Raw genomic sequence first — 22,504 nt, forward strand, 5'->3', positions numbered from 1 at the left:
CACATAGTGAATAAATTTGATGATATATGTTCTTATTGTGATGAAGAGGTACCTCTTGCAATTAATCGTTTAGTAAACAATCCACACTTTAGAAAAATCACAAAAGTTATTTTTCCTCAAAAAAGTTGGGAAGAAATAGAAATTTTAATGAGAGGTTGTAGAACAATAAGAGAATTTCAATATAACATCATTATAAAAACCGCTTACGATATAATTAGTAGAACAGCAAAAAATGTAAGTAGTTACGGTATAGAAAATCTACGAAAAGATGAACCTTGTACCTTCATATCCAACCATAGAGATATTGTCTTAGATGCAAGTATTCTTTGCATCCTTCTTATCCAAGGGAACTACGAAACAGTAGAAATAGCTATTGGTGATAATTTGTTAGTACACTCATGGATTGAAGATATAGTACGGTTAAATAAAAGTTTTATTGTTAAACGTACTCCAGATTTTCACCAAGTGATGGAAGTAGTTACTCATCTTTCCCAATATGTTCATTTCGTTATTAAGGAAAAGAAAGAATCCATCTGGATTGCACAGCGAGAAGGCAGAGCTAAAAATGCTGATGATAGAACACAAGAGGCAATTTTAAAGATGCTTATGAAAGATAATACCCTTCCTTTAGAAGAAAGTATTAGAGAATTAAATTTAATCCCACTTTCTCTATCATATGAATATGATCCTTGTGATTTTTTAAAAGCTAAAGAAGCCCAACAAAAACGAGATAATTCTAAGTTTAAAAAAACACAAGAAGATGATTTTATGAACATGGAAACAGGATTGTTTGGATATAAAGGAAATATTCATTTCCAATTGGGAAGGCCGATTAATTCTCTTTTAGAAAAAGCAGATTTTCAAAAATCTAAAGACGAATTGACATCAAAATTAGCTTCTTTAATTGATACAGAAATATTTTTAAATTACAAATTCTTTCCCATCAATTATATTGCTTATGACCGACTTTGGGGTAAAGAGAATCATTTTGTAAAAAAATATACAAACAAAGACATAAAAATTTTTGAAGCGTATTTGGCTCAACAATTAGAAAAAATAGATTTGAAAAACAAAGATGTTCTTTTCTTAAAAGAAAAGATATTAGAAATATACGCTTATCCGGTAAAAAATCATATAACAACGAAACAAAAAAGGAAATGAGGAATTATGGTTTTTTTAGAATTGGGGCAGCTATTCCCCAATTAAAGGTAGCTGATTGCGAGTTTAACGCTCAACAGGTGGCAAAACATATAACTGAAGCCAATGATCAAGAAGTCCAAGTAGTCTGCTTTCCTGAATTATCTATTTCCTCTTATACTTGTGGAGATTTGTTTTTACAAAGGACTCTAATTGAAGGGGCAGAAAAAGTCTTAGTAGAGTTACTGCATAACATGCAGAACTTACCTATTTGCTTCATTGTTGGTACTCCCATAGAATATAATTCTAAATTATATAATTGTGCTGTTGTTTGTCAACATGGGAAAATAAAAGGGATTGTCCCTAAAGTGTATCTTCCTAATTATTCTGAATTTTATGAAAAACGCTGGTTTGAATCTTATTCGAATGATGAATCTACAATCATTACTTATGCTGACAACACTGTCTTGTTTGGAACAAACCTATTGTTTAGCTTAGATTTGGATTTAATAAAATTCTCCATAGAAATTTGTGAAGATCTCTGGTCGGTCATCCCTCCTTCTTCTTATCATGCTATAGCTGGAGCACAGTTAATTTTCAATTTGTCAGCAAGTGATGAATTAATAGGAAAACAACAATATGTAAAATCTTTAATTAGTCAACAATCGGCACGTTGCCATACTGCTTATGTATACACTTCAGCTGGATTTGGAGAGTCCACTACCGATTTAGTATATTCTGGTAATGCTTATGTCTATGAAAACGGTAAATTGTTAATAGAATCCAACCGTTTTCAGTTCCATGAACAATTGATCGTTTGTGAAATTGATTATGATTTATTGAACTCAGAAAGGAGAAAAAATACAAGTTTTATTGGACAACCTACTACCAATAATTACAAACATATAGCTATTCATCAATATCCAACCATAAATTCTCCTAAACTCAAACGAACTATAAATTCAACTCCATTTATTCCTTTATCAAAAAATCACAATGAAAGTTGCAAAGAAATTTTTTCAATTCAAATATCTGGATTGGCCAAGAGAATAATACACACAAATGCTCAATCTTTAATTATTGGAGTATCTGGAGGATTAGATTCTACTCTAGCTTTATTAGTTTGTGTCAAAACAATAGATAAATTAGGGTTATCTCGGAAAATGGTTTGTGGAGTAACTATGCCATGTTTTGGAACATCATCTCGAACATATTTAAATGCTCTGTCTTTAATGACATCCTTAGAAATTAGAATTAGAAAGATCGATATTACTAAAGCTTGTAACCAACATTTCAAAGATATAGGACACGGTGATGATATTCATGATTTAACTTATGAAAATGTACAAGCACGCGAACGTACCCAAATTTTAATGGATTTAGCAAATCAATTGAATGGTATTGTAATAGGAACAAGCGATATGTCGGAATTAGCATTAGGATGGACTACTTATAATGGTGACCACATGTCGATGTATGGAATAAATGCGGGGATTCCAAAGACTTTAGTTTGCTATTTAGTTAAATGGATAGCTGCTACTCAATTGAATGAATCTGATAAAATAGTATTATCAGACATAATCAGTACTCCTATCAGCCCAGAATTGTTACCTATCGATAACAAAAAACAACAGATAGCTCAATCTACTGAAGATATATTAGGACCTTACGAATTGCATGATTTTTTTCTATATCATATATTACGTCACGGATTTACACCTAGTAAAATATATTTTCTTGCAAAACATGCTTTTACCGATACATATTCAGAAGATTTTATTCTAAAGTGGATGAGAGTTTTTTATAAACGATTCTTTAGTAATCAATTCAAACGTAATTGTATACCTGATGGACCCAAAATAGGTTCGGTAAACTTATCACCGCGAGGTGACTGGAGAATGCCAAGTGACGCAACTGTGGATCTCTGGCTAAAGGAAATGGAATAAACATTTTTATTCCATTTTTATTCACTAAATAAGTCTTTTATAAAATCCGGATGGAATCACCAATATGCAACCTGACAGTGGATTTTATTCCATTAACTTCGCAAAGCCTATCGACAGTCGTATTGTATTTTCTAGCAATTGCACTCAACGTATCGCCACTTGAAACTCGATAATAGCGGAGCTTTCCCCCTCCTCTATAACATGCATATCTTGAAATAGATCCATCAATATAATTCTCTCCTGATTTACCTTTTCTATAAACATATATATCATCTTTGAGTGCAAGCTCATCAAAATCGATTATCTCAGCCGGATTAATAGCACTTCCTAGAAGACGAATCTCAAAATGAAGATGAGAACCATAAGAACGTCCCGTATTGCCTCCTAAACCTATTGGTTCTCCGGCTTTTACATTTTGATTCTGTTTTACCAGAAATTGAGAGAGGTGCCCATAAACCGTCTCTAATCCGTTGGGGTGTCTCAATACAAGATAATAACCATAACCTTTTGGATCATATTTTCTTATCCTTACTTCCCCCTCAAATGCTGCACGAACAGTATCCCCTACCTGGAGTTTGACATCAGTCCCGTAATGAAAATATTTTCCACGAAATCCATAAGGAGAAGTCACTTTCCCTTCTACAGGAATTACAAAACTTGAAATATCTATAACAAGTGAATCTGGAACAGGAATATTTTCATATGCTTTCAAAAATTCAGTGTTCCAACTTTCTTCATACAATTCGCCTGCAGGATGCTGTTCTATGCCATCTTCTTGAAAAGATATAAGACCACTACTTAAGACAGGAGTAGCTATTCCTGCACTCAACTTTCTCTCCGAAGAACTTCTTGCATGTATTTCCACTACAGGAAATAAAAACAGGATTATTCCTACTAAATATAAATCGATAACAAATACTTTAGCCAAACTCCCCATCTGCTACATATTATATCTCGACTCTTTACATTTCATCACTAGCATACAAAGTTGATAACAGTACTGGATTATATACATACAGCTCTTTTTCATCAAAAAATCTTTTCAATTCGACATTCGCTACTTCGACAGAATCTGATGCATGAACAACATTTTCCTGCATACTCATGCTATAATCTCCCCGTATTGTACCAGGCAAAGCATCACGGGAATTAGTAACACCGACAATTGTTCTTACAACTTTCACTGCATCGACGCCCTCCCAACAACAAATTACCACAGGGCAAATTTTCATCGAATTTTTCAATCGCTGAAAGAATAATTTCTTCTGTAAATGCATATAATGCTCGCTTAGTATTTTGTCAGTCAACCAAACCATCTTCATACCTATAAGCACTAATCCTTTTTTTTCAAAACGACTAATTACTTCACCTACTAATCCACGCTGTATAGCGCTTGGTTTAAGAATGACAAGTGTTCTCTCCACAGCCATTGTAAATTTTATTGTTCCCCTATGAAGAACAAATAAACTACTTTTTTTTGAAAAAACAAAGTATTTAACATCAACAAAACTAACAGATAAAATAACAAGAAGAAAAAACGAACGATAAATCCAATTACACTATTATTTGGTTTAACAATTTGTACCAAATTCACTCTTAGCCCAATTGGAAATATTATCCATTATCTCAAAAAGTGAAGATACTGTTATTGCCTGAAGCATAGCTATTTTCGTTAATTTAAAATTGGACATTTTCTTAAAAAGTGGACTTGCAACAATGTGTCTCCGACTATTCAAAATACCCTGTCTTTCACCCAATTGAGATACACTTTGCAAAATTTGCTGTTTCAATACAGATAAATAGTATTCAAACGACTTTTTAGGTGCAAGATCATTATATTTCAAATAATATTTTACTTCTTGAAAAATCCAAGGAGCACCAATTGATGCTCTTCCTATCATAACTGCATCTACTCCATAGCGATTAAATGCTTGCTCACACTGTTGAGGAGATACAATGTCACCATTACCACAAATGGGAATGTACATACGGGGATTATTTTTTACTGCTCCAATTAAATTCCAATCAGCTTTACCTGAATACATTTGTGAACCAGTTCGTCCATGAATAGTTAGCAAAGCAATGCCCGTATCCTGCAATCTTTCTGCCAAATCAACAATAATTTTACTATTTTCATCCCACCCCAAACGAGTTTTTACCGTTATAGGAATATTTACAGAATGAACTACTTGTTGTGTTATTTCAATCATTTTTTTTGGAACACGAAGCATTCCTGCACCAGCATTTCTTCTGACTATTTTTTTTACCGGACATCCGAAATTCAAATCTAAAAAATCAGGCTGCATTTCTTCGCAAATGCGTGCAGCCTCAACCATTGTATCTTTGTCTTGCCCATAAATTTGCACTGCAATGGGATGTTCAGAATTAATAATCTTCAATTTCCCTTGAATTTTGTCTACATGACGAATTAAAGCATCTGCCGAAATAAATTCTGTATAGACCATATCTGCCCCGAATGATTTACAAAGAGACCGAAAATAAACATTTGTAACGCCCTCCATAGGAGCAAGAAATACAAGTCTATTAGAAGAAGATTGAAAATCAAAAGGTAAAGAATAATTATATCTTGACATATACTCTTTTAACTCGTTGAGAAATAGATGTTAATATTTCGTAAGGAATGGTTTGGAGCTTTTTAGCTAAAAAATTAATAGTTATATGTTTACCGAAAATCTCAACCTCATCTCCTTCCACAATTTTTTTGTTTGTAATGTCCGTAATATCTATAATGCAACTATCCATACAAATATTTCCGATAATAGGACACAAGTGTCCACCAATGAAAACTTGACAGCAACGGTTTCCTAAATGACGATTTAATCCATCGGCATAACCAACTGGAAGGCAAGCGACGAACGAGTCTCTATCTAATATACCGTTACGATTATATCCTACAGTTTCTCCTTTTTTTATTTCTCGTATTTGCAATATACGAGTTTTAAGTACTGCAACGGGTTTTACACCATATGGCCTATCTTTCCCCATAGTATGCGAAAAAGTACAAACAGAAATTCCATATAATCCGATTCCCAAACGTACCATATCAAATTGGGCATCAGGAAAACGTTCTATACCAGCAGAATTAAGAATATGTCGTTGACATTGATAACCTAACAATTGTTCCAATTGCTTAGACAAATAAATAAATAATTTTATCTGTTGATTAGTAAAATAATCCAGAAAGGGATCTGCAGTTGCAGCAAGATGAGAAAATATAGACTGTACAAAAACATTATTTTGATTTTTAAGAATTTTAGCTACATCCGGAATTTCCTCGGGATTAAACCCAAAACGATGCATCCCAGTGTCTATTTTTAGATGGATTGGATAGTGTAGAATATCTTGCTTTTTTGTTTCAACAATAGTTGCATCGAGTATATTTTGGTTATATATACATGGATGAAGGTTGTATTGGAATATTTTGTTTAATGAATATTTTTCAGTATTCATCACCAATATAGGTAAATGAATCCCCTTTTTTCGAAGATAGACCCCCTCATCTGCCAAGGCGACTGCCAAAATGTCGGCTCCATTATTTTGTAAGGTTTTTGATAATTCGTAGGACCCTATTCCATACCCATTAGCTTTGACCATACAAATGATTTTCGTATCACGTTTCAATAAAGAGCGAAAATAATTGAAATTATCAATTATAGCCTTAAGATTAACTTCAAGTATAGTATAATCATCTATCTTCTCTCTGCAAAGCATAATCTTATTCTACTCTTTTTCTTTCATCGCACTCCAGACAAGTGCAAACGTCGCTACGAGACAAGAAAGATATTAATAACTTTGTTATACTGGTAATGCAAATTTTGATTCATGATTTTCGTACTATCAATCAAAGATAAACCAACCACTAAAAAACTACTTCTTCTGCATAATGTAATGTTTCGATAAAAACAAAGTAAAATAGTAAAATATTACTTTTGTGAACCCGAAAATTATTGAACTAAAGTTTTTTCATTAGCAATAAGCTAATATGTCGATATATCATAGGTGTCTGCTAAATTTTTAGCATTCCTAAAGACAATAATGCACCAACTTTACTACGTTTATCTAGCTCCCAAATAAAGAATTAACAAATTCCCTTTTTCTAAAAATTTGCAAGTCTTCCAATCTTTCTCCAATTCCAATATATTTTACTGGAACTTGCAATTGGTTTGAAATACCTACAACTACGCCCCCTTTTGCTGTTCCATCCAATTTAGTAATTGCTAAGGATGTTATTTCAGTTGCTTTAGAAAATTTTTCTGCCTGATTGTATGCATTTTGTCCAGTTGAACTATCCAATACTAATAATATTTCATGAGGAGCATAAGGAATTATTTTTTTTATAACATTTTTGATCTTAGTTAATTCATTCATCAAACCAATCTTGTTATGAAGGCGTCCAGCCGTATCAATGATAACTATATCAGCATTGTTGGCAATTGCTGATGTTAATGTATCATGAACTACAGAAGCAGGATCAGCACCCATTCTCTGTTTCACAATAGGGACACCAACACGTTCACTCCAAACATTTAATTGTTCCACAGCGGCAGCTCGAAATGTATCAGCAGCTCCCAAAAAAATTCTTTTATCTTTCTTTTTAAAATGATAAGCTAATTTGCCAATAGTAGTCGTTTTCCCCACGCCATTAACACCTACTACCATGATGACATAAGGTTTTTTACTATCGGGAATTACAAAGTCTTCCACTTCCTCCACATCATTGTCCTGTAGCATAGAAACAATTTCTTCTATGAGAATAGGTGTTAATTCATCAATATTAGCATATCTACCTCGTATGGTTCTATTTTCTATCCTCTCAATAATTTGCAATGTTGTCTTGACACCCATATCTGAATCTATTAATATTTCTTCCAGATTATCAAGTAACTCTCTATCTATTTTGGATTTACCAGCAACGGATCTTGCTATCTTTCTAAATAGACTTTCTCTGGTTTTTAATAGACCCTCAGCCAAACTTTTTTTCTTTTCCTTGTCTTTTGGGAAAAAACTTAAAAAACTCATGAATATAATTGCATAATGCTTTGTTAAAGAAGTCATAGAAAATCCATTCACTTCCTTTTCAAATCTAAGATCGAAAAATGACTTTTAACGCAAATTCCAATAATCAAGTATAAAAATATTCTGACCTATAATTCATATTTATTTGAAAAAATCTTTTACAGCTTCGTTCGGAATTATTTCTTCCTTAAAAATATATGCCCCTGTTTTAGAAGATTTAAGCATTTTAATCACTTTCGAATAAGAACGGCCTTCAGTTTTTTCACGATATCCTGCAATAGTTTTTTTTGCCATAATCCTTATTTTTTATTTGATCTCTTTATGAAGAGTCATCTTTTTTAAGATGGGATTGTATTTTTTAAGTTCCAATCTAGTTGTTGTGTTTTTTTTATTCTTCGTAGTAATATAACGAGAAGTACCTGGCAAACCACTTTCTTTATGTTCTGCACACTCCAAAACTACTTGTACTCTGTTCCCCTTTACCTTTTTTGCCATTTCTATTGTATAATTAAATAACCTTTCTTAGACGCCTGTTTAATAGCCGCATCTAACCCAATTTTATTTATCGTTCGTAAACCATTAGCAGAGATATTAAGTTTTATCCAGCAATCCTTTTCTACCCAATAGAATCTTTTAGAAAAAAAATTAACATTAAATTTTCTTCTCGTTTTATGGTTAGAATGGGCAACACTATTCCCCTTCATCGATTTTTTCCTTGTAATTTGACAAATTCTTGACATACATTAATACAATTTTTCAACATAAATTGACTTACACACCACCCCGCGTGCAAAGATACGTATTTTTCTATTCAAAAATTTATTACGCCCAATTCCATAGATCATAAATAATAACAAAAATAATTGTGAGAAATCTTTTTCAACAATTCATCAAGCAATTTGATCCGTATGTAATCGGAATAAGTTTCAATAATTAATCATAACAATACATGGGATGATTTGACACTTTATAATATGTTTCAAATAGCATTTTCATATATAAACACAAATATCTTTCTCTAATTAATTAGTCAATTATCTTTTTCTTTTTAGTGTACTACAAACTAAAAAAGCTTAATTATATTACGATATATGCAACTTTCTCATCTTGATGAATTTAGATGGAATAAATCAATGAAATGGGATTAGCGATAAAGCAATCTTTTCCATCAACCACTTGGGTGTAGAAGTAGCTCCGCAAATACCTACTGATTTGATTCCATTGAACCATTCAGATTGAATATCTTTTTCATCAGAAATAAGATAAGTATTCAAATTAGCTCTTCTGCACTCGTTGAATAATATCGTACCATTAGAACTATTATCCCCTGCTACAAATAGTAGAAGATTGTGTTGTACAGCAAACTTACGAATATGATTTATCCGATTCACCATCTGGTGACAAATTGTATTGAACGAAGAGAATATTATTGGATGAATTATTTTATTTTCTATTTCTTTAACAATCTCTTTAAAATCATCCACAAACATAGTAGTTTGCGAAAACAGATAAATATTTTTAGCAAAATCTATCTGTTGAATGTCATTTTTACTTTCAATTACAATTGCATTCCCATTGGTTTGTCCTACAAGAGCACTCACTTCAGCATGTTTGGACCTACCAAATAGCACAATCTGTGATTTTGTGTTGGCAAACGATTGATATATCTTCTGAATCTTTTTTTGTAGTTGTAATACAACTGGGCAAGTAGCATCTATAATATGAATACTATTTTGATTGGCTACTTCGTAAGTAGAAGGTGGTTCACCATGTGCACGAAATAATACTTTTTTATTGTATATCCTACCTAATTCTTCGTGATTAATAATTTTTAGTCCTTTCTTTTGTAGCCTAACTACTTCCTGACTATTATGAACAATATCACCCAGACAATACAATTCATCATTAGTTATCAATTCTTTTTCAGCTCTTTGAATCGCACTCATTACTCCAAAACAAAATCCAGAATCACAGTCTATCTCAATTGTTTTCATTTTATCAACGATTGTGCTAACAAAATAAGTAGAATATATAGAAACCATTTATATTTGTTTTTTCAATAATAAACACCTGGTTTATTATCATTTGGTTTTATTACATAATTGTGTCTCCCAAGTCACTAATTTCATTTCCTGGATCTTATGAATAATATAGTAGCAATTGTTGGTCGTCCCAATGTAGGTAAATCAACCTTATTTAACCGTTTGACGCAAAGTCACCAAGCTATTGTGGATGAGGAGGAAGGTACAACTCGAGACCGCCAATACAGTAAGGTAGAATGGTGTGGTCAAATTTTTTCTATCATTGACACAGGAGGATGGGTGTTGAATTCCGATGACATTTTTGAAGAAGAAATCAATAAACAAGTTCAAATTGCCATTGAAGAAGCTGATATTATTTTATTTTTAGTAGACGTTATTCATGGAACAACTGATTTAGACCAACAAATAGCTGCTCTACTTCGCAGAGAAAAAAAACTAGTTATTCTTGTCTCCAATAAGGCTGATAACTATAAACTTTATGCTCAATCAGCAGAGTTTTATGCACTTGGATTAGGCGATCCCTACAATGTATCTGCAATTAATGGTTCGGGGACAGGAGAATTATTAGACTACCTTATTTCTAATTTTACTAAAAAAGTCGATAATAAACCAGAAATCACAATTCCGGCTATTGCAATTGTCGGAAAACCTAATGTTGGCAAATCTTCTCTCATTAATGCCCTTACAAATGAAGAACGAAATATTGTTACAAACATTGCAGGAACTACTCGAGATTCAATTTATACACTTTATGATAAATTTGGATTGAAGTTTTATCTAGTAGATACCGCCGGAATCTGCAAGAAAAAAAAGGTAGAAGAAAATTCCGAATACTACTCCATCATACGAGCCATTCGTTCTATTGAAAGTTCGGACATTTGTATCTTGCTAATTGATGCTACACAATGTATTATGGCCCAAGATATCAATATTTTTTCTATAATACAAAAAAATGAGAAAGGCCTAATAATAGTAGTCAATAAATGGGATTTGATTCAAAACAAAAACCCAAAGACTATATACACTTTTGAAAACGCCATTCGTCAACGAACTGCTCCTTTTACAGATGTTCCCATTATTTTTTCTTCAGCACAAACTAAAAAACGAATATATAAAATATTACAGGTTGCCAAAGAAGTCTATGATATTCGTCAAATTAAAATTCCTACATCTCAATTGAATAGGATTTTGCTTCCAATAATAGCAAAAACACCACCTCCCATTAATAAAGGTAAAGTAGTACGAATAAAATATGTTACGCAGCTTACAAATACAATTATTCCAAGCTTTGTTTTCTTTTGCAATCTTCCTAAATGGATAAAAACTCCTTACAAACGATTTCTCGAAAACCAAATGCGAAAAAATTGGAAACTAACTGGAACTCCTATTAATATTTTTATGCGAGAAAAATAGATAGACTGTCTATTGGAATGTCTGCGAGTAGTGACTTAGTTCAAAAAGAGATAGCTCCTCCTCCTTATCATAATTCGAATAAGACCCTACTGCTTAAGATATTAATTTATGCAGGATTTTATGATAACTAATCATTTTTTTGATAAAACAATAATATGAGGCAGGTGTTTAAATAAAAAAATCTATCTAAGGGGATATTAATATAATCTTATCTATTTATTATATTGATTTAGTTTTTATCTACAGAAAAGATTTGCTGAACAATATAGCTTGTTTAGAATTAGACAATAAAAGTGTCATGAATTTTAATTTTCAATGAATAATTCCTCCAGATAACACTTTTATTATATTTATCTTTACTCATTTACTTGTGTGAAAAACAATTCGAAACAGAAATGGTATGTGGTCTGGGAAGGAATTGAACCAGGCATTTATGAAACATGGAATGAGTGTAAAAAACAAATAGATAGATTTAATAGACCATTATATAAATCTTTCTTTTCATGTGAAGAAGCTGAAGAAGCATATAAGTCTGATCCCAAACTTTATATAAGAAGAAAGATATGCAAGAAAAAAGATACACTAAATGAAATTGACTACCATAGTTTGTCTGTAGACGCAGCTTGTAGTGGCAACCCGGGAAATATGGAATATCGAGGTGTTTACACAAAAACAAAAGAAGAAGTGTTTCATTCAGGACCATTCCAAGAAGGGACTAATAATATAGGGGAATTTCTCGCAATTGTACATGGTTTGATATGGCTCAAACAACAAAAATTTTCTATGCCTATTTATTCCGATAGTAAAATCGCTATCATATGGGTTCAAAATAAAAAATGTCGAACTAAATTAGAGCTTTGTAAAAATAATAAACCAATCTTTGATCTGATTGAAAGAGCGGAAAAATGGTTGAAAAATAACAGCTATATAACTCGTATCCTTAAATGGAATACTAAAAAATGGGGCGAGATTTTTGCAGATTTTAATAGGAAAAAATAATACCTTATCACAAATAAGAGTTTGAAAAGATTTGAAAACATATATTTTTGTATATCATACAGTAAAATATTCATTTTTTTACGAATATGGCACCAGATCTAATGTGCTTTGTGCAGATCGGGCTCTATGAGAGAAATAATTATTTTTAATTGTTGTTAAGTTAAGTTAAGTTAAGTTAAGTTAAGTTAAGTTAAGTTAAACCTAAAGCAGAGATTCAATCTTAAGAATTACAAACAAACAGATAGCAATTAAAATTCCTTTTGAGCCTAATTGTAGATTACACTCTGTTTATACCTAGCATTACAGGAGTACGGGATTTTTTCATAACTGCAGATATTTATGTAAATTCAGAAACTGTCTAAGTATTATGGATAATAAACAGGTTTTTAAAAGTTCGAAGATGGATTGAGATATTGATGCGATCATTCAAGGCCTTACCGTTAAACGTTAATTACAATTGGATACTATTCAGTAAAAAATCTTTTGCCTAAGATTCTATTTAATTAAATAAAAGTCATTTTTGTATATAGAAGTTATTTTACCGTTACCTCTAAATGGTACATTCACTTACTTTGTGCCTACTGAAATGGAATCACAAATTATGATTGGCAGCTTAGTGGTGGTTGGCTTTGGAGAGTACAACAAATATCACCGTGGATTAGTTTTATGTATTGAACAAATTCTACCTTCGACTATCAATGTAGAAAAGATAAAGCCAATACTATCAGTGGAAAGTTCTCGACCTGCTATTCGACAATCACAACTACGTTTCTGGCAATGGATTTCGAATTATTATTTATGTACTTTAGGTAATGTTTTTAAAACAGCACTACCTTCATCTTTTCATATGAAAGAAAAACAATCGGAAAGATGCAAAATAATACCACAACCATTCTCTAAATTGAATGAACTGCAGAAAAAGATATTTGACCAAATTGTGGAAAACTTTCAAAAAAAAGATGTATGTCTTTTACATAAAAATATTTCTTTGGGAGAAATAGAAATTTATATTCATCTTATCGAAAGAACTTTGAAACAAAACAGGCAAGTATTGTATCTTTTACCAGAAATTGCTTTAACAAGACAAATCACTAACCATTTAAAACAGTTCTTTGGTGAACAACTAGATGTTTACCATTCAAAAGTAAATTTGAATAAACGAATGGAAATTTGGAATAATCTTTTAAGTGACAAGCAATATCAGATTATATTAGGAGTTCATTCTTCCATATTTTTACCCTTTAAAAATTTAGGACTAATCATTATAGATGAAGAACATGACTCAAGCTATAAACAACAAAAAATTGCTCCTTATTATCATGCTCGCAATGCAGCTATTGTTTTAGCAACTATACACAATTCTAAAGTAATTCTGGGAAGTGCTACTCCTTCAATAGAATCGTTCTATAATGTTCAAATAGATAAATATAGTTATATCAATTCAAATGAATATTTAAAGAAAACCAAACCATTACCTATTATTTCAATAGATGTAAAAGAATTGAAACGGAAAAGGAAAATGAAAACTATCTTTTCTCCCTTGCTCATAGAACACATGAAACAAAAATTAAAAAATGGGGAACAGGTGATTTTATTCCAAAATCGGCGAGGCTTTGCACCATGTATTTTTTGCAAAGCTTGTAATTGGACTCCTAAATGTCATTTTTGCGATATTAATCTTACTTATCATAAAGAGAGTGATCGACTAACTTGCCATTATTGTGGAAGGAACTATTTATTACCTAACAAATGCTTTAGGTGTGGTAATCTTAATTTACAATCAATCGGTTATGGAACAGAAAAGGTAGAAGAAGAAGTCCAGGTACTTTTCCCTGGTGCATCAGTTGCTCGCATGGATCTTGATACGACTAAGGTGAAGAAATCTTTAAAAAAAACTATTTCCAATTTCGAAAGTGGACAAATACAAATTCTAATCGGAACACAAATAATTTATAAAGGATTGAATATAAATAAAGTTGGCTTAATTGGTATACTTGATGTTGATACTTTAATGAATTTTCCGGATTTTAGAGCATATGAACGAACCTACCAACTAATATTGCAAATGGTAGAAAAGGTGAAAAGACAGCGAACTCAAGGCGAACTCATACTCCAAACTTCTCATCCAAATCATCCATTGATTAAAATAGTTTTACAACAAAACTATAAAGGAATGTATGATATGCAAATAGAAGAACGAATACTATTTAAATACCCACCATTTTCTCGATTAATACATATTCTGCTTTATCACAAAAGGGAAGAATTACTTTGCAAAGTATCTGACAAGTATGTTCATTTATTGCAAGAAAAACTAGGAGATAGAGTAGTGGGTCATGACAAACCTATAGTGGGAAAAATAAAAGGTCTTTATATTCGGAAAATACTTTTGAAAATTGAAGTCAACGCTTCATCGATTGCTTTGCGTAAGATACTAGAAGGAATTCACACAAAAATACTTAAGACAGCAGGCCTTAGGCGTGTTATCATCCATTATGATGTGGATCCTATATAAGAAAAGGGGTATCGGATTAAAACTAAAATCATCTATATGGATTAGATAAAAAACCATCTAAATTTAAGATAACTCTTTAAGAAAGAATTGACTATCCATCTATGATGATGGTCAATTCGTCCATTCCGATTCAAGAATCTTACACTTTTAAGAATTTTCAGAAAGTAATGTTTTTCATACAAACAAAAAATGATAATCTGACTCTTAAATAAGAATAAAAATTTATTGCTTTTTAAAGCAAGTAAATAAGGAGAAACCACGAAGTCTAAACTATCTATACTCTTATAACTACTGTTAGTAAAATTTGATTAAATCTTACTCGTATTTTTATTTGTTTATTTATTAAACAAATTCATTGTTATTTCTGATCCAGAAAGACAAAAACTATAGACTATTTCTATTGCCTTCTCAATTCTCTCGGAGAGATGTTTTTTCTCTTCTTTTGTGAAATTATCTAGTACATAATTAATTTGACAACCCGATGGAAAATTATTACCGATACCAAAACGCAAACGATTGTAATACTTTGTTCTCAAAGTATATTGAATATTCTTTAATCCATTGTGTCCGCCATCACTACCTTTAGTTTTGAGACGTAAAGAACCAAATGGCAAAGACAGGTCGTCTACCAGTATAAGTAAATTTTCTGAATATATATTTTCTTTTTGTAGCCAGTAACGAATGGCATTCCCACTTAAATTCATGTAAGTAGAAGGCTTAAGTAAAAAAAGACATTTGTTTTTCAATTTTAATGATGCTATAGCACCATAACACTTGTCTGTAAAAACAACACTGGATGCTTTAGCTAAAGCATCTAATATCATAAAACCAATGTTATGACGACTATTTTCATATTTTTGTCCAACATTACCTAGCCCTGCAACTAAATATTTCATACGCTTACTGGGAAACAGTACTACGAGCGGTACGAGTTAATTTAACAGACGCTACCACATTATCTTTTGCATTTAACAGTTCTAAGTTATCGAAAGACAACTTTCCCACTTGAATAGTTTTACCCAATTCTAAATTTTCCACATTAATTACCAATCTTTCAGGAAAATCTTTATAAAACCCTTTGACTTTCAATTTCCGCATTTCACTACAAAGTTTTCCGCCTGCTTTTATCCCTTCTGCTAAACCTTCCAATACGACTGGTATCTCAATAATCACAGGTTTATTTTTAAATATTCGTAAAAAATCCACATGCAATATTTCATCATTCACCGGATGAAATTGTATCTCCTTCAAAATAGAAAGATACAACTTCTCTTCAATGCACAAATTTACAATAAATACATCGGGAGTGTATACCAACTTACGAAGATTTTCTCTAAAAACATTAAAATGTATTACATTTTCATTACCACCATATAACACACATGGAATCAACGATTCTTTACGATACGCTTTTACCGCTTTTTTACCAAGAAAATCCCTCCTAAATCCTTTTAATTGAAATGTTTTCATTGCCTAATTATTTTGTATTACTAAAAATTGAGACTATATCGTTCCGGACAGAGTGCATCTCAACGTGACAAGGCCATCATATAATATAACTATTTTCTTAACTCATAAGTTAGTACACCTTGAAACTTCTTAAATGCCTCCTTCTATGTAATTTCCTTACTCATTAATAACAAAAAATATTATCGCTGATTTAGGTATATCCCCGCCTTGAAAAAAACAACATGTCCTTAATTCGCTCTTATCTTAGTATGTCTATTCAGACATGGTTTTTTAGAAGATTTGCACAAGAATATAAGATTACCAAAAAGATTAGGTCCAACTTCCATTTTTTTATCTATCTTTGATCAAAGAGTTAATCTTCCTGGCCTTCTTCCATTCTAATTCTATCAGATAATTTGGCACTATGCTCACCCACTTCCCTTCTCATCTCTCTCTACCTTCCCCCCTTCCAAAGAACCCTCTTTCTTTACAGACATATAAAAAATCCGAAATATCCACATCCCACCCATATTTGCCCTTCTCACTTCCCGAAGCACTCTCTCTAGCACTCTCTCTCAAAATATTAGCAATATTACTCAATACAAATTGTTATTATGTCACCTTTCTTCTCAACAAATCCTCCTTCAATATTTACTGATACACTTTCCCCAGATATCTGATAAATTATATACCCTTTGTTCAAAGTAGAAATAATAGGAGCGTGCCTATCAAGGACCGTAAATGCCCCATTTATCCCAGGTAAAGTAACAAGCTCAACTTTCCCTTCATAAAGGATTTTCTCAGGAGACAGAATATTTAATATCATAAAATACTACGTTAATGCAGTTAATTTCTTTCCCTTTTCAATAGCATCCTCAATAGTTCCGACATTAAGAAATGCCTGTTCAGGAAGATAATCTACGTCTCCATTCATAAGCATATTAAATCCTTTGATAGTATCTTCTCTTGAAACCATTACACCTGGAATACCAGAAAATGCCTCTGCCATAAAGAAAGGTTGAGATAAGAAGCGTTGTACACGACGAGCACGATTTACAACAAGCTTATCTTCCTCTGACAATTCCTCCATACCCAAGATAGCAATAATATCCTGTAATTCTTTATAACGTTGAAGCAACTGTTTTACTTTTTGAGCAGTATCATAATGTTCTTGTCCTAAGACATTTGGATCTAAAATACGTGATACGGAATTCAAGGGATCTACTGCTGGATAAATTCCCAATTCGAATATTTTTCTATCCAACACAGTAGTTGCATCAAGAAAAGTAAACGTAGTAGCCGGTGCAGGGTCTGTTAAATCATCTGCTGGCACATACACCGCCTGAATAGAGGTAATCGATCCATTTTTGGTTGAAGTAATACGTTCTTGCATTTTACCCATTTCTGTTGCCAATGTCGGCTGATATCCAACTGCCGAAGGCATGCGCCCCAAAAGAGCTGATACTTCAGAACCAGCTTGTGTAAAACGAAAAATATTATCTATAAAAAACAATACATCATGTCCATCACTTCCTGATTGATCACGAAAAGCCTCAGCAATAGTCAAACCAGATAAAACTACCGAAGAACGAGCACCGGGGGGTTCATTCATTTGACCAAAAACTAAAGTTGCCTGCGATTTCTTCAATTCTTCATAATCTATTTTGGATAAATCCCATTCTCCCAACCTCATCCCTTCTTCGAATTCTTTCCCATAACGAATAACTCCCGACTCTATCATTTCACGAAGTAAATCGTTCCCCTCTCGCGTACGTTCTCCTACTCCAGCAAATACGGAAAATCCGTTGTGTTTTTTAGCAATATTGTTGATTAACTCCATTATCAATACAGTTTTCCCTACTCCAGCACCACCAAACAACCCAATTTTCCCTCCTTTCAAGTAAGGTGCAAGCAAATCTATCACTTTAATCCCAGTGAAAAGGACTTCGACAGAAGTAGAAAGATCTTTAAACTTAGGCGGATCGCAATGAATGGATTTTGTATTTTCATAAGACAGACACTTCATGCCATCAATAGTTTCACCAATGACATTCAGAAGTCGCCCTTTTACTTGATTCCCTATAGGCATCGATATGGGCCTACCTAAATTAACAGCTTTCATCCCACGTGAAATACCATCAGTAGAATCCATAGCTACCGCACGAACCGTATCCTCACCAATATGCTGCTGTACTTCAACAATTAACACCTTACCATTAGAGTGAGTTATTTGCAATGCATCATTAATCTTAGGTAGACCACCACTTGTGTATCGATAAGAAACATCGACAACAGAACCTATTACTTGCGAAATATATCCAAAGTTTTCAGGCATAGTACACAATTAGTACAAGAGTCAGAACAGGCAAAGGTAATGAACATCATGATGAAAATAAAAATAATCTATAAATTTTATAAAGAACTTAAAAAAAAAAGTGCTATCCACAAAATCAACAGAATATACCTCAATTAATAAGTTTATTTTGTACATTTCGACATGATTGCTTTTCCAAATGCTAAAATCAATTTGGGTCTCCATGTAATTGCACGAAGATCAGATGGTTACCACGATATAGAAACAATTTTTTGTCCCATTGATTTGTGCGATATTTTAGAAATTGTTTCTGCAACTCAAACAAAATTCATCCAAAGTGGAATACCAATGGACTGCAAAGTATCAAATAATCTGGTAATGAAAGCATACCAATTATTGAAAAAACATTATAACCTACCAGAAATAACAATTCATCTTCGCAAAAACATTCCTATAGGAGCAGGACTCGGAGGAGGAAGTAGTGATGCGTCTTTTATGCTTTACTTATTAAGTAATCTTGCTAATTTGTGTCTATCTATTGAAGAATTAGAAGCTTACGCAAAACAATTAGGGTCAGATTGTCCATTCTTTATTCGAAATAAACCAGTATTTGCCAAAGGAATAGGAAACATCTTTACCCCAATAGAGTTAGATCTCAAAAAATATAATCTGGCCTTAGTAACTACGAATATTCACATTTCAACATCAGAAGCATATACTAATATAGTAGTATCTCATACACCTAGGGAATCTCTTACGGATATTATTCATTATCCAGTAGATAAATGGAAAAATCGTTTAGTTAATGATTTTGAAGAAGACATATTCCCCCTTTATCCTGAAATAAGAGAAATAAAACAAGAACTATACAATCAAGGTGCCATTTACGCAAGTATGTCTGGATCAGGATCTTCAGTTTATGGGTTATTTAAAAAACCTTACCGTCCGATAGGAACATTCAATTTTTCCATTCATAATTTTATCTAACTTATTGCGGATCATTTGTTTACGAATACCTACAATATAATTGGTAAAAAGAATACCATTCAAATGATCATACTCATGCTGAATAACACGTGCTGGATAATCCACAAAAATATCGTCTTGTAATTGAAGATTTTCATTAAAATATTTTATTCTTATTTTATCATTCCGTATTACTTTTTCGCAAATATTTGGAATTGAAAGACAACCCTCTTGTATAGAAATCTTGTTGCCAATCCTTTCTATTACTTGCGGGTTGATAAAGACCTTTTTAAAATTGTTATAATCGATGCCTCTCCCTGCATAGAGACTCAAATCTACTATGAAGACTCGGTATTCAACCCCAATTTGGGGTGCGGCGATACCGACTCCTTCCGCATTGTACATGGTTTCAAACATATTGTTTAATAAATCTCCTAAACGAGGATAATCCAAAGGAATATCCTGTGTCTTTTTATTCAGCATAGGATGACCGTATAAGTAAATTGGAAGTATCATTTCCTCAAAAATTCCAAATAAGTTTGTAATAAGATAGCTGCACTCAATCTATCTACTAATCCCTTATCTTGTCTTTTTATTTTTTTCACCCCTCCCTCAATCATTATCCGATGAGCTAAAACAGAAGTGAATCGTTCATCTACCATTTGCACATCAATAGATGGGATTACTCTTCGCAAGTTTCTTTTGAATTTTTCTACTCTTGGCATATTTTCTGAAGGAGTATAATCCATTTGTCTAGGTTCCCCTAGTACAAATAATTCTATATCATAATTTTCAGTACAATTTTTAAGATACATAACCGCTTTACGACTCAATACAGTAACAAAAGAACTCACGATCATCTTCAAAGGATCAGAAATTGCAAAACCTGTTCGTTTCTCTCCATAATCAATTGCGACTATTCGACCCATAGTTACCAATAGGACTCCCTTTTCTATAAAAAAAATCAATATTAATACTTCAATAAATAAACAGCATTTGGTAACATACTTAAATAATCGGAATTTTTCGCTTGAAACTCTGACGTAGAGAAATCAATGTTTCTGTAGAGATAACACCTGGAATCTCTTGTATCCGACTGTTTAACAATTCCATAAACTGCTCGTTATCTTTTGCGTACAATTTTATTAACATAGTGTAAGGACCTGTTGTAAAATGACATTCTACTACTTCAGGAATTTTTTCCAACTCAGGAAACACATCTTTATACATAGATCCACGCTCTAATTTTACTCCAATAAAAGCACAAGTACTATAGCCCAAAAGTTGGGGGTCAATTTGATAGCTAGAACTGACAATCAATTTCAATTTCATCATTTTTTGAATATGCTGATGAACAGCCGCTCTAGACACCTCACAGATTTCTGCTACATCTCTGAATGAGATACGTGCATTCTGGGAAATAACTTTCAGAATTTTTTTATCTAATTCCTCAATTTTTCCCATTGCTTTTAGTCTTTTTTACAATCTCACGTAATTCTACTTCAAAAATAAGAGTGGAATATGGAACAATAATATCTCCTTTGTATTGGTCCCCGTAAGCAAGATAATAAGGAATATAGAAAATATATTTAGAACCTACACTCATCAATCGAATGCCTTCTTTCCAACCTTCAATCACTTCTTTATTATTTAATGAAAATTCTACTGGTTCACCACTTTCAATAGAACTATCAAAAACTTCACCTTTAATATTCGTTCCACGATAATCTATCCTCACCACATCATTAATCATCGGCTTCCGCCCTTCTTTTTCTTTTATCACTTTGTATTGTAACCCACTAGACAATACAATAACCCCCTTGTTAGACTTATTTTTCTCAAGAAAATCCAAATTTTCTCTTCTTATATTCCTATACCGTTTCTCAGTACTATTTTTCCTTATACTCTCAATGGTATTCACAGAATATGTTCGAGCTTCTTCTTTAGTAAAAAGAGTACTACTATCATTTTTAACAGTGGAAATATAACCAGCCAACAAATTCTCCCTACTCATGGTTTGCGTAGAGTCATCACCAAATAATCGTTCATTAAAATATGGTATAAACAACGTCCCTATTTGATACCCAATCATTTTACCAACTACAAAAGCATTTTCTTTTTTATTTTTAGAGTTTATTCGAAAACCTTCCTGAAAACCTCTGATAAAATCAGTTCTATTTGTTTCATCTAATTTCAATTGAGTAAATATATCCTTCACTTGATAGGCATACAAGACTCCTTGGGCATAAGAAACCGAATCAATATTAGTCCTCAGATTTACTTTTGTAATTTGCTTTTTACAAAAAAATAATGCAAATGCCAAGATAACCAATAACAAAAAAAATAAAGAACAAAAAATAGCCAGAAGTTTCTTTTTATTATTAACTAAGACAGCCAAATGTCCAATCGTGTAAAAATAGATATTTAATAACTTTCTCATCTTCAAATCACTTTATATAGTTATGTTTATATAGTTATGTAAATTAAGAACAAAATTCCACTTACAAAGAAAACTCCCCTAAAAAAATGTAAACTGTTTACGAAACCAATTAAACAATAACTCAACATTTCACAAAATCTATAATAAAAAGTTATCTGTTGATAACAGTCAAAATATAACTCTGAAAAGATCCTTAAAATAAGATTTAAAAATTTTATCGTATTTGTAATTCGCCATACGAGACAT

24 protein-coding genes are annotated in these 22,504 nt (G+C 32.2%); 6 read left to right on the top strand and 18 right to left on the bottom strand.

The features are described from left to right. Nucleotides 1-6: 6 nt before the first annotated feature. Both CFPG_RS00640 and CFPG_RS00645 read left to right on the top strand, forming a co-directional pair. Complete coding sequence (locus CFPG_RS00640) at nucleotides 7-1,161, top strand: 1-acyl-sn-glycerol-3-phosphate acyltransferase (protein WP_012573141.1); 1,155 nt, start codon at nucleotides 7-9, stop codon at nucleotides 1,159-1,161. After that, entirely contained in the window at nucleotides 1,158-3,083 is a 1,926-nt protein-coding gene (locus CFPG_RS00645) for an NAD(+) synthase (protein ID WP_012573142.1), read from the top strand. The genes CFPG_RS00640 and CFPG_RS00645 overlap by 4 nt, the downstream gene beginning before the upstream one ends. Nucleotides 3,084-3,120: 37 nt before the next feature. On the opposite strand, the gene CFPG_RS05145 is transcribed toward CFPG_RS00645, so the two are convergent. The 9 genes from CFPG_RS05145 to CFPG_RS00685 form a co-directional block, all read right to left on the bottom strand. Further along, the gene (locus tag CFPG_RS05145; protein ID WP_012573143.1) at nucleotides 3,121-4,020 is read right to left on the bottom strand and encodes a M23 family metallopeptidase; all 900 of its coding nucleotides are present in this window, start codon (nucleotides 4,018-4,020) and stop codon (nucleotides 3,121-3,123) included. Between the two features lie 25 nt (nucleotides 4,021-4,045). Next, nucleotides 4,046-4,513, bottom strand: a complete 468-nt coding sequence (gene ndk / locus CFPG_RS00655; RefSeq protein WP_012573144.1) for a nucleoside-diphosphate kinase — start codon at nucleotides 4,511-4,513, stop codon at nucleotides 4,046-4,048. 141 nt (nucleotides 4,514-4,654) lie between these two features. Continuing rightward, nucleotides 4,655-5,677 carry a tRNA dihydrouridine synthase DusB gene (gene dusB, locus CFPG_RS00660; RefSeq protein WP_012573145.1) on the bottom strand — a complete coding sequence of 341 codons (1,023 nt, stop codon included), beginning with the start codon at nucleotides 5,675-5,677 and terminating at the stop codon, nucleotides 4,655-4,657. Continuing rightward, on the bottom strand, nucleotides 5,664-6,815 hold the full coding sequence (gene alr, locus CFPG_RS00665; protein WP_012573146.1) for an alanine racemase: 1,152 nt from the start codon (nucleotides 6,813-6,815) through the stop codon (nucleotides 5,664-5,666). The genes dusB and alr overlap by 14 nt, the downstream gene beginning before the upstream one ends. Nucleotides 6,816-7,163: 348 nt before the next feature. Beyond that, nucleotides 7,164-8,123: a signal recognition particle-docking protein FtsY gene (ftsY, locus tag CFPG_RS00670; RefSeq protein WP_012573147.1), complete on the bottom strand. Its 960-nt coding sequence runs from the start codon at nucleotides 8,121-8,123 to the stop codon at nucleotides 7,164-7,166. Between the two features lie 138 nt (nucleotides 8,124-8,261). Then, a complete protein-coding gene (locus CFPG_RS05275; RefSeq protein WP_012573148.1) occupies nucleotides 8,262-8,414 on the bottom strand; it encodes a DUF4295 domain-containing protein in 153 nt (50 codons plus the stop codon). Between the two features lie 12 nt (nucleotides 8,415-8,426). Further along, nucleotides 8,427-8,615, bottom strand: a complete 189-nt coding sequence (rpmG, locus tag CFPG_RS00675) for a 50S ribosomal protein L33 (RefSeq protein ID WP_012573149.1) — start codon at nucleotides 8,613-8,615, stop codon at nucleotides 8,427-8,429. A gap of 2 nt (nucleotides 8,616-8,617) precedes the next feature. Next, nucleotides 8,618-8,860, bottom strand: a complete 243-nt coding sequence (gene rpmB / locus CFPG_RS00680) for a 50S ribosomal protein L28 (RefSeq protein ID WP_012573150.1) — start codon at nucleotides 8,858-8,860, stop codon at nucleotides 8,618-8,620. Nucleotides 8,861-9,250: 390 nt separating this feature from the next. Continuing rightward, nucleotides 9,251-10,114: a 4-hydroxy-3-methylbut-2-enyl diphosphate reductase gene (locus CFPG_RS00685; RefSeq protein WP_012573151.1), complete on the bottom strand. Its 864-nt coding sequence runs from the start codon at nucleotides 10,112-10,114 to the stop codon at nucleotides 9,251-9,253. Nucleotides 10,115-10,261: 147 nt separating this feature from the next. On the opposite strand from CFPG_RS00685, the gene der reads away from it, so the two are divergent. The 3 genes from der to priA all read left to right on the top strand — a co-directional run bounded on the left by der (nucleotide 10,262) and on the right by priA (nucleotide 15,089). Next, nucleotides 10,262-11,575 (top strand): ribosome biogenesis GTPase Der, encoded by a 1,314-nt coding sequence (der, locus tag CFPG_RS00690; RefSeq protein ID WP_012573152.1) that lies wholly within the window; start codon nucleotides 10,262-10,264, stop codon nucleotides 11,573-11,575. A 402-nt stretch (nucleotides 11,576-11,977) separates the two neighbouring features. Further along, on the top strand, nucleotides 11,978-12,574 hold the full coding sequence (locus CFPG_RS00695) for a viroplasmin family protein (RefSeq protein WP_012573153.1): 597 nt from the start codon (nucleotides 11,978-11,980) through the stop codon (nucleotides 12,572-12,574). A gap of 520 nt (nucleotides 12,575-13,094) precedes the next feature. Next, the gene (priA, locus tag CFPG_RS00700; RefSeq protein ID WP_012573154.1) at nucleotides 13,095-15,089 is read left to right on the top strand and encodes a replication restart helicase PriA; all 1,995 of its coding nucleotides are present in this window, start codon (nucleotides 13,095-13,097) and stop codon (nucleotides 15,087-15,089) included. A 335-nt stretch (nucleotides 15,090-15,424) separates the two neighbouring features. On the opposite strand, the gene pth is transcribed toward priA, so the two are convergent. From pth to atpD, 5 genes are all read right to left on the bottom strand, one after another. Beyond that, the gene (pth, locus tag CFPG_RS00705) at nucleotides 15,425-15,985 is read right to left on the bottom strand and encodes an aminoacyl-tRNA hydrolase (protein WP_012573155.1); all 561 of its coding nucleotides are present in this window, start codon (nucleotides 15,983-15,985) and stop codon (nucleotides 15,425-15,427) included. Between the two features lie 4 nt (nucleotides 15,986-15,989). Then, on the bottom strand, nucleotides 15,990-16,559 hold the full coding sequence (locus CFPG_RS00710; RefSeq protein WP_012573156.1) for a 50S ribosomal protein L25/general stress protein Ctc: 570 nt from the start codon (nucleotides 16,557-16,559) through the stop codon (nucleotides 15,990-15,992). Nucleotides 16,560-16,982: 423 nt separating this feature from the next. Further along, on the bottom strand, nucleotides 16,983-17,138 hold the full coding sequence (locus CFPG_RS05425) for a hypothetical protein (RefSeq protein ID WP_265348016.1): 156 nt from the start codon (nucleotides 17,136-17,138) through the stop codon (nucleotides 16,983-16,985). Beyond that, nucleotides 17,131-17,364, bottom strand: a complete 234-nt coding sequence (locus tag CFPG_RS00715) for a F0F1 ATP synthase subunit epsilon (RefSeq protein WP_012573157.1) — start codon at nucleotides 17,362-17,364, stop codon at nucleotides 17,131-17,133. Before CFPG_RS00715 ends, CFPG_RS05425 begins: the two co-directional genes overlap by 8 nt. Nucleotides 17,365-17,370: 6 nt before the next feature. Further along, nucleotides 17,371-18,873: a F0F1 ATP synthase subunit beta gene (gene atpD / locus CFPG_RS00720; RefSeq protein ID WP_012573158.1), complete on the bottom strand. Its 1,503-nt coding sequence runs from the start codon at nucleotides 18,871-18,873 to the stop codon at nucleotides 17,371-17,373. A gap of 162 nt (nucleotides 18,874-19,035) precedes the next feature. Between atpD and ispE the strand changes: the two genes are divergently transcribed. Further along, nucleotides 19,036-19,839 (top strand): 4-(cytidine 5'-diphospho)-2-C-methyl-D-erythritol kinase, encoded by an 804-nt coding sequence (ispE, locus tag CFPG_RS00725; protein WP_012573159.1) that lies wholly within the window; start codon nucleotides 19,036-19,038, stop codon nucleotides 19,837-19,839. On the opposite strand, the gene def is transcribed toward ispE, so the two are convergent. The 4 genes from def to CFPG_RS00745 form a co-directional block, all read right to left on the bottom strand. Further along, entirely contained in the window at nucleotides 19,777-20,334 is a 558-nt protein-coding gene (def, locus tag CFPG_RS00730) for a peptide deformylase (protein ID WP_041572350.1), read from the bottom strand. The genes ispE and def overlap by 63 nt on opposite strands. Next, on the bottom strand, nucleotides 20,331-20,747 hold the full coding sequence (gene ruvX / locus CFPG_RS00735) for a Holliday junction resolvase RuvX (protein WP_012573160.1): 417 nt from the start codon (nucleotides 20,745-20,747) through the stop codon (nucleotides 20,331-20,333). Before ruvX ends, def begins: the two co-directional genes overlap by 4 nt. Before the next feature lie 79 nt (nucleotides 20,748-20,826). Continuing rightward, nucleotides 20,827-21,282, bottom strand: coding sequence for an Lrp/AsnC family transcriptional regulator (locus tag CFPG_RS00740; protein ID WP_012573161.1), 456 nt, complete (start codon nucleotides 21,280-21,282; stop codon nucleotides 20,827-20,829). After that, on the bottom strand, nucleotides 21,269-22,258 hold the full coding sequence (locus CFPG_RS00745) for an FKBP-type peptidyl-prolyl cis-trans isomerase (RefSeq protein ID WP_012573162.1): 990 nt from the start codon (nucleotides 22,256-22,258) through the stop codon (nucleotides 21,269-21,271). The genes CFPG_RS00740 and CFPG_RS00745 overlap by 14 nt, the downstream gene beginning before the upstream one ends. Nucleotides 22,259-22,504: the final 246 nt, after the last annotated feature.

The organism is Candidatus Azobacteroides pseudotrichonymphae genomovar. CFP2 (genome assembly GCF_000010645.1).
Taxonomy (GTDB): Bacteria; Bacteroidota; Bacteroidia; order Bacteroidales; family Azobacteroidaceae; genus Azobacteroides; species Azobacteroides pseudotrichonymphae.

Bases quoted from the DNA above. Each gene is read 5' to 3' on its own strand.
- dusB (WP_012573145.1), bottom strand. From the start codon at position 5,677: ATGTCAAGATATAATTATTCTTTACCTTTTGATTTTCAATCTTCTTCT.
- CFPG_RS00685 (WP_012573151.1), bottom strand. From the start codon at position 10,114: ATGAAAACAATTGAGATAGACTGTGATTCTGGATTTTGTTTTGGAGTA.
- alr (WP_012573146.1), bottom strand. From the start codon at position 6,815: ATGCTTTGCAGAGAGAAGATAGATGATTATACTATACTTGAAGTTAAT.
- atpD (WP_012573158.1), bottom strand. From the start codon at position 18,873: ATGCCTGAAAACTTTGGATATATTTCGCAAGTAATAGGTTCTGTTGTC.
- ftsY (WP_012573147.1), bottom strand. From the start codon at position 8,123: ATGAGTTTTTTAAGTTTTTTCCCAAAAGACAAGGAAAAGAAAAAAAGT.
- CFPG_RS05275 (WP_012573148.1), bottom strand. From the start codon at position 8,414: ATGGCAAAAAAAACTATTGCAGGATATCGTGAAAAAACTGAAGGCCGT.
- der (WP_012573152.1), top strand. From the start codon at position 10,262: ATGAATAATATAGTAGCAATTGTTGGTCGTCCCAATGTAGGTAAATCA.
- CFPG_RS00745 (WP_012573162.1), bottom strand. From the start codon at position 22,258: ATGAGAAAGTTATTAAATATCTATTTTTACACGATTGGACATTTGGCT.
- CFPG_RS00710 (WP_012573156.1), bottom strand. From the start codon at position 16,559: ATGAAAACATTTCAATTAAAAGGATTTAGGAGGGATTTTCTTGGTAAA.
- CFPG_RS05145 (WP_012573143.1), bottom strand. From the start codon at position 4,020: ATGGGGAGTTTGGCTAAAGTATTTGTTATCGATTTATATTTAGTAGGA.
- ispE (WP_012573159.1), top strand. From the start codon at position 19,036: ATGATTGCTTTTCCAAATGCTAAAATCAATTTGGGTCTCCATGTAATT.
- CFPG_RS00740 (WP_012573161.1), bottom strand. From the start codon at position 21,282: ATGGGAAAAATTGAGGAATTAGATAAAAAAATTCTGAAAGTTATTTCC.
- CFPG_RS00715 (WP_012573157.1), bottom strand. From the start codon at position 17,364: ATGATATTAAATATTCTGTCTCCTGAGAAAATCCTTTATGAAGGGAAA.
- ndk (WP_012573144.1), bottom strand. From the start codon at position 4,513: ATGGCTGTGGAGAGAACACTTGTCATTCTTAAACCAAGCGCTATACAG.
- rpmG (WP_012573149.1), bottom strand. From the start codon at position 8,615: ATGGCAAAAAAGGTAAAGGGGAACAGAGTACAAGTAGTTTTGGAGTGT.
- pth (WP_012573155.1), bottom strand. From the start codon at position 15,985: ATGAAATATTTAGTTGCAGGGCTAGGTAATGTTGGACAAAAATATGAA.
- def (WP_041572350.1), bottom strand. From the start codon at position 20,334: ATGATACTTCCAATTTACTTATACGGTCATCCTATGCTGAATAAAAAG.
- rpmB (WP_012573150.1), bottom strand. From the start codon at position 8,860: ATGTCAAGAATTTGTCAAATTACAAGGAAAAAATCGATGAAGGGGAAT.
- ruvX (WP_012573160.1), bottom strand. From the start codon at position 20,747: ATGGGTCGAATAGTCGCAATTGATTATGGAGAGAAACGAACAGGTTTT.
- CFPG_RS00645 (WP_012573142.1), top strand. From the start codon at position 1,158: ATGAGGAATTATGGTTTTTTTAGAATTGGGGCAGCTATTCCCCAATTA.